The 6,157-nt window shown below is 60.7% G+C and carries 7 protein-coding genes; 4 read left to right on the top strand and 3 right to left on the bottom strand.

The genetic code is table 11. From position 1 onward, the window contains the following. The coding region (locus WB528_RS07635) for an LPXTG cell wall anchor domain-containing protein (protein WP_423887810.1) at positions 1-109 on the top strand (109 nt) is incomplete at its 5' end. A 155-nt stretch (positions 110-264) separates the two neighbouring features. Further along, positions 265-843, top strand: coding sequence for a cysteine hydrolase family protein (locus WB528_RS07630; protein ID WP_423887809.1), 579 nt, complete (start codon positions 265-267; stop codon positions 841-843). Positions 844-877: 34 nt separating this feature from the next. On the opposite strand, the gene WB528_RS07625 is transcribed toward WB528_RS07630, so the two are convergent. The 3 genes from WB528_RS07625 to WB528_RS07615 form a co-directional block, all read right to left on the bottom strand. Beyond that, the gene (locus WB528_RS07625; protein WP_423887808.1) at positions 878-1,051 is read right to left on the bottom strand and encodes a hypothetical protein; all 174 of its coding nucleotides are present in this window, start codon (positions 1,049-1,051) and stop codon (positions 878-880) included. Positions 1,052-1,142: 91 nt separating this feature from the next. Then, entirely contained in the window at positions 1,143-1,799 is a 657-nt protein-coding gene (locus tag WB528_RS07620; RefSeq protein ID WP_423887807.1) for an acyl-homoserine-lactone synthase, read from the bottom strand. A gap of 406 nt (positions 1,800-2,205) precedes the next feature. Beyond that, positions 2,206-2,934 carry an autoinducer binding domain-containing protein gene (locus WB528_RS07615; RefSeq protein ID WP_423887806.1) on the bottom strand — a complete coding sequence of 243 codons (729 nt, stop codon included), beginning with the start codon at positions 2,932-2,934 and terminating at the stop codon, positions 2,206-2,208. A gap of 516 nt (positions 2,935-3,450) precedes the next feature. Here WB528_RS07615 and thrC point away from each other — a divergent pair. Together thrC and WB528_RS07605 are read left to right on the top strand one after the other, a co-directional pair. Then, positions 3,451-4,863, top strand: a complete 1,413-nt coding sequence (gene thrC / locus WB528_RS07610; RefSeq protein WP_423887805.1) for a threonine synthase — start codon at positions 3,451-3,453, stop codon at positions 4,861-4,863. Positions 4,864-4,893: 30 nt separating this feature from the next. Then, positions 4,894-6,157 (top strand): M16 family metallopeptidase (locus WB528_RS07605; protein WP_423887804.1); only part of this gene is annotated, 1,264 nt, incomplete at its 3' end.

Genomic DNA, 6,157 nt, shown 5'->3' with positions numbered 1-6,157 from the left:
CGTGCATCTCAAGGACGATCATATGCAATACGCCATCACCTGGTTCGCGCTCGCGGGGGCGGTTGTGATCGCGTTCGGCGTATGGTTCGCTGGCCGGAAGCGGAGCTAGTAGAGCGGATTTGACATTCGCCACCCATCCAGCCACGGGTCGTAAAGCGAATGTTAGAATCGGACCACTAGCGAGTCTGTAACGAGGGAAAAACGCCGTTTCGAATTTCCTCCACCCGTGGCAAGGGTTTACGCGAGTGGCTCCAGGAAATGAACATGAATGCCGTCACGCCCTCCCACACCGCTCTTCTCGCCGTAGACGTGCAGCGTGCATTCGATGAATGGGAGGCGGCCGGCAGGCGGCGCAATAACCCGCCAGCCATTACGCGGATCGCAGAGTTGTTGACTGCATTCAGGGATCAGGGTGCGCAGATCTTTCACATCCGCCACGAAGGCACGCGCCCAAACTCTTCGTTCCGTGCTGGCGGCACCGGTTATATCGTCAAGGACGAAGCGCGTGAAATGGCCGGCGAGCCGGTGATCGTGAAGCGTGTGAACAGCGCTTTCATCGGTACCGATCTGGAGACAAGACTGCGCGGCGCAGGCGTCAAAACGCTGGTCATTTGCGGCGCCACGACCAACCATTGCGTTGAGACCACGACGCGAATGGCCGGCAACCTCGGTTTCGATGCTTGTCTGGTCCGCGATGCGACGTGGACCTATGACCGAACAGGTCCCGACGGCGAAATGCATTCCGCGGAAGATATTTATGCGATGACGCTCGCCAATCTCAATGGCGAATTCGCACGCATCATGTCGACTGCGGAGATTGTGGGTGTGCCAGCAAGCGTTTAGCCGAAGAGCAACGTCCGTGGGGCATGATCCCCCATCAGGAGAGTTGCCTGTTCTTCCCGCCTGCGACCGCCAACTGATCCGTCTGGACAGCCTCCAGCCGCGCCATCATCAGGATGCCGGCCACGAAGGCCAAACCGAGGTCCTCGGCCTGTTCGATGGCGTCGTCGATTTTTTCAACCAGTACTCTCGTCTTGTTCTCGCGGAACATGGAAAATCTCCTTGTTGCGGACATCGCGCCAGCGGCGCTTCAAATCGTCTTTCAGAGTTGTGGGACCCATTACGAACCCAAGGACGTCATGTCAGGCGGCGGGAACCAGATCGCGAATTGCTGGCCGCTCGATGACGGGGAGGCCTTGCCAGACCAGCATCGGCCCCGGCACTGACCGGCGGATACAGATTTCCGTCCACGCCTGTTCGTCAACGTCGACCATCACGGCGATCGTCGACATCGAATCGATATCGATCGGAAGGCCGAGCGGGCGGGCGACCCATCCCTGGTCGAGCAGGCGCGGCAGCCACCAGCTCTCAAGCACGATCGTGAAAGCCGACAGCCCGATGGAAAGGCCGTATTCCATGGCGGCAGCCTGAATCACGGCCTCTGCGCGCGGTCCGGCGTGTTCGCCGCGCCGTTTCGGCACGACAAAAATTCGCGACAATTCATAGACGTCGGGGCGCCGAATTGGACCGTTCAGCGAAAGCCTCGGAAACAAGTCGCTGAGCAGTGTCGGCGCCGTCGTTGGCACGAGGCGCATGCCTGCGATGATGGAGCGACCTTCCAGGCCGAGAAGGTAGACCGTCTCGTCGGTGTCGAACTGATCCAGCTCGCGCTTGTCGGGGCGGTCGAGTGCGGCCCATTTGCGCTCGACGACGTAAATCTGATGGCGAAGACGAAAATAGTCCTCGAGGATTTCCGAGTACAAATGCTTGTTGTCGCGACGGATGACATGAACGTCCATTGGACTCTCCCCGGCGCGCGCTTTGCGCGTGTCGGGAGAGTGTTTTTTCGCCGGTCAACCCGCTACTGTCCGAAAGGACAGGGTAGCGGCCCGGTTCTGACATTCGTATCACATTGCGGCGGGTACTTTTACGAATGTCAGAAGCAAAGGGACGCTAGCAACCATATGATTGCTAGTGGTCCGATTCTAACATCCCACCTCGGCGGCCACTCTTGCGAATGTTAGAATCAAAGGACCACTAGCGACTATACGATTCTAGTGGAGTTACGGATTTTGACATTCGCTTTGAGAACCTGCGGCCAGTCGGGGAGCGAATGTCAAAATCCGCTCCGCTAGTGTGGCTTTGACTCTGATGTTCCTTCACAGCATCCGCGGCGGCACTGAAAGGAACGTCAGAGTCGCCACACTAGAGCTTGATCAGTCCCCAGGCGAGGGCCTTGGCGACTGCGGATGTTCGGTTGACGGCATTCAGCTTGCGTGAAGCTTTGACCAGGTGGAACTTCACCGTGCGCTCGGAGATCCTGAGGATGACGGATATCTCCCACGAGGTCTTTCCGCCCGCCACCCAACGCAGGACTTCCCGCTCGCGGACGGTCAGCATGTGGCGCTTTTCCCGTTGCGGCCGGGCAAGCGAGCGAATGCGGTTGTGCGCATAGACGCCGATCAGCTGAAGCGCACTTTTGGCGAGCGGGTCGAGGCGAAGGTGCTCGGTCGCAAGGCTGATCACCGCGCCGCCTTCGTCGTAGTGCATCGGAATGCAATAACCATCCCTCAGGCGGAATTCGGTGGCGCGGGTCATCACGTGATGAGCGGCGGGATCTTCGTCCTTGTCGTAGCGCGCCTCTGACCATTCGAACGGCTGAACCGTCGAAGCGCCGAATCGCGGGACGGGATCCATTGCGCTGAAATTTTCGCGTGTGTAGAGCTCGAACCATTCCACCGGCCAGCCGTTGGCGACAGTCAATTCGGGAAGTGCGGTTCCTGGCGCGGGGAGGCCAGCCATGATATAGGCGTGAAATCCGCACGCCTTGATTTCGGACTCGAACAACTTGACGACGTCGGGCGCACCCAGCCGCTCGACTGCATCCACAAAGTCGAGAGCTCGCCTCCCCCACTGCCGGGCTGCGTCCGCCATCGTATCTCCTCAAATCGCCGCCGGAGATTGCAACCTCACCATGCTTGCGTCAATTACGGATCAGCCGCCGGTCCAGGTTCGCTGCGCGGCGCCGATCCCCGGCCTGCGCGCCGCGAGACAAGGTGCAGGAGGCAACGGCTTGGCTTTGGGATCGCTAGCCACGCCAACGCTCAAGGCCCCAGGCCGACGTGTGGGCACGTCCCAGGTTTTGGTTCAGCGTGGCGGGATGCGATGGAAGAAGCGGTTTCCACTTGCCGCCAAAACGATTATGGTGGCGCCGCTTTGCCTCGGCAAGGTAATTTATATATAAGAGTCAATGGCTTGATGAAATATCGGACCTTTGGAGGCTGGTGCAGCCTATTTGAAGTTCATGCTTCGCAAGCGGTGAGTTCGGCTCAGGAACTTCAAATAGCAAAGCGGCACTAGAATCGTAAATTTGCCAGCGCCCATAACTTTTCGAAATTCGTAAAGGGGGGTGTTGCGGTGGAGGACGAACTTCGGAATCGGAGCTCTGGTTTGACGCGATACATTTCAACGCGGGGAGAGGCTCCCGCCTTGGGCTTCTGCGACGTGATGCTGGCCGGGCTTGCGCGCGACGGCGGCCTCTACGTGCCTGAAGTCTGGCCGCAGCTCGCGCCTGAGGCCATCGCCGGGTTTTTCGGCCGGCCTTATTGGGAAGTCGCGGTCGACGTGATTCGTCCTTTTGTCGGCAACGAGATTTCCGATGCCGATCTCGGCCGCATGGCCAACGAAGCTTACGCCACGTTTCGTCACCCCGCAGTGGTGCCGCTCGACCAGATCGGATCCAATCAATTCCTGCTGGAACTGTTTCACGGCCCGACGCTCGCGTTCAAGGACGTCGCGATGCAGTTGCTCTCGCGCCTGATGGACCATGTGCTGGCGAAGCGGGCCGAGCGCACCACGATTGTGGTGGCAACGTCGGGCGACACCGGCGGTGCTGCGGTCGACGCGTTTGCCGGTCTCGACAATGTCGACCTCATCGTCTTGTTTCCGCACGGCCGCATCTCTGAGGTGCAGCGGCGGATGATGACGACGGTTGGCGCGGGCAATATTCATGCGCTCGCCGTCGAGGGCACTTTCGACGACTGCCAGGCAATCGTGAAGGAGCTGTTCAACGATCACGGCTTTCGCGATGCGGTCGCGCTGTCGGGTGTCAATTCGATCAACTGGGCGCGTATCGTGGCCCAGGTAGTCTATTATTTCACGTCCGCCGTCGCGCTCGGCGCTCCGGCGCGGAAGATCGATTTCACCGTGCCAACCGGCAATTTCGGCGACATCTTTGCAGGCTTCGTGGCCAAGCGCATGGGGCTGCCGATCGGGTGGTTGCGCATCGCATCCAACGTCAACGACATCCTGCCGCGGACTCTCAAGACCGGAATCTACGAAACCCGCGAAGTCCACGCCTCGACCTCGCCCTCGATGGATATTCAGGTGTCGTCGAATTTCGAACGCCTGCTGTTCGAAGCAAGCGGCCGTGATGCAAGCCTGGTTCGGCGGCTGATGGCGTCGCTGAAGCAATCCGGGCGGTTCGTGCTGCCGGATGCGGTTCTGGCGGCGGTGCGCAGCGAGTTTGACGCCGGCCGCGCCGATGAAGCCGAGACCAGTGCCGTCATTCGCGCCGTTTGGCGCGAGGCGGGCGATCTCGTCGATCCGCACACGGCGGTGGCGCTGGTGGTGGCCGACCGTGACACGGCGGATTCGAAGGTGCCCAACATCGTGCTGTCGACAGCGCACGCCGCAAAGTTTCCCGACGCCGTGCAAGCGGCCTGCGGCGTTCGGCCGGAACTGCCGCCATGGCTGGAAGGTTTGATGACCAGACCGGAGCGCGTCGAGGTAATCAAAAACGACAAGGCAGAAGTCGCGAGATTTGTGCGTTCGGTCAGCCGCGCTGCGAAACTGACGCAGTAGCTGAATGTCCAATCCAGGAGGAGCCGCCGGATGAGCGTTGAAGTCACCAAGCTGCCGTCTGGCCTCACCGTCATCACCGATACCATGCCGCATCTTCAGACTGCTGCGCTCGGGGTATGGGCTGGCGTCGGCGGCCGCGACGAAAGGCCCAGCGAGCATGGAATTTCTCATCTGCTCGAACACATGGCGTTCAAGGGAACGACGCGGCGCTCCTCCCGCGAAATCGTCGAGGAGATCGAGGCGGTCGGCGGCGATCTCAATGCCGGCACCTCGACGGAAACCACCGCCTACTATGCGCGCGTCATGAAGGCCGACGTGCCGCTGGCGCTCGACGTGCTTTCGGACATTCTCACAAATCCTTCATTCGTGCCCGATGAACTCGAGCGCGAGAAGAGCGTGATCGTACAGGAGATCGGCGCGGCGCAGGATACGCCCGACGACGTCGTGTTCGAACATCTCAACGAGCTGTGCTACCCGGATCAGCCGATGGGGCGTTCGCTGCTCGGCACGGCGAAGACGTTGAAGGCTTTCAACCGCGATATGCTGCGCGGCTATCTTTCGACGCACTATCGCGGCCCCGACATGGTGGTCGCGGCCGCGGGCGCCGTCGATCACAAGCGGGTGGTGGACGATGTAGCGCAACGCTTTGCAGGTTTCGACGGCACATCTGCGCCGAAGCCCGAGCCCGCGATGTTCGGCAAGGGAGGCTCGCGCGTGGTGCATCGCGAGCTTGAGCAGGCGCATCTGACGCTGGCGCTCGAGGGCGTTCCGCAAACCGACCTGTCGCTATTCTCGCTTCAGGTATTCACCAACATTCTCGGCGGTGGAATGTCGTCGCGTCTGTTTCAGGAAGTGCGCGAAAAACGCGGGCTCTGCTATTCGATCTACGCCTTTCACGCTCCCTATATCGATACGGGATTTTTCGGCCTCTATACCGGCACCGACCCGGGCGACGCGCCGGAGATGATGGAAGTCATCGTCGATGTCATTAACGAAGCCGTCGAGACGTTGACGGAAGCCGAGATCGCCCGCGCCAAGGCCCAGATGAAGGCCGGGCTGTTGATGGCACTGGAAAGCTGCAGCTCGCGCGCGGAACAGTTGGCGCGCCATATCCTGGCCTATGGGCGGCCGCTGGAGGTCGAGGAGTTGGTGGCAAGGATCGATGCCGTGAGCGTGGAGACGACACGAAATGCGGCGCGTGCCCTGATGTCACGCAGCCGGCCCGCGGTCGTCGCGCTCGGGAGCGGCAGGGGGCTAGACACGGCGGTGGCTTTTGCGGAAGGATTGACGAAAT

Origin of the sequence: Bradyrhizobium sp. (assembly GCF_049586575.1) — a bacterium.
Lineage (GTDB): Bacteria > Pseudomonadota > Alphaproteobacteria > Rhizobiales > Xanthobacteraceae > Bradyrhizobium.
This window is presented reverse-complemented; position numbering and strand designations above follow the sequence as displayed.

Bases quoted from the DNA above. Each gene is read 5' to 3' on its own strand.
- WB528_RS07630 (WP_423887809.1), top strand. From the start codon at position 265: ATGAATGCCGTCACGCCCTCCCACACCGCTCTTCTCGCCGTAGACGTG.
- WB528_RS07625 (WP_423887808.1), bottom strand. From the start codon at position 1,051: ATGTTCCGCGAGAACAAGACGAGAGTACTGGTTGAAAAAATCGACGAC.
- WB528_RS07620 (WP_423887807.1), bottom strand. From the start codon at position 1,799: ATGGACGTTCATGTCATCCGTCGCGACAACAAGCATTTGTACTCGGAA.
- WB528_RS07615 (WP_423887806.1), bottom strand. From the start codon at position 2,934: ATGGCGGACGCAGCCCGGCAGTGGGGGAGGCGAGCTCTCGACTTTGTG.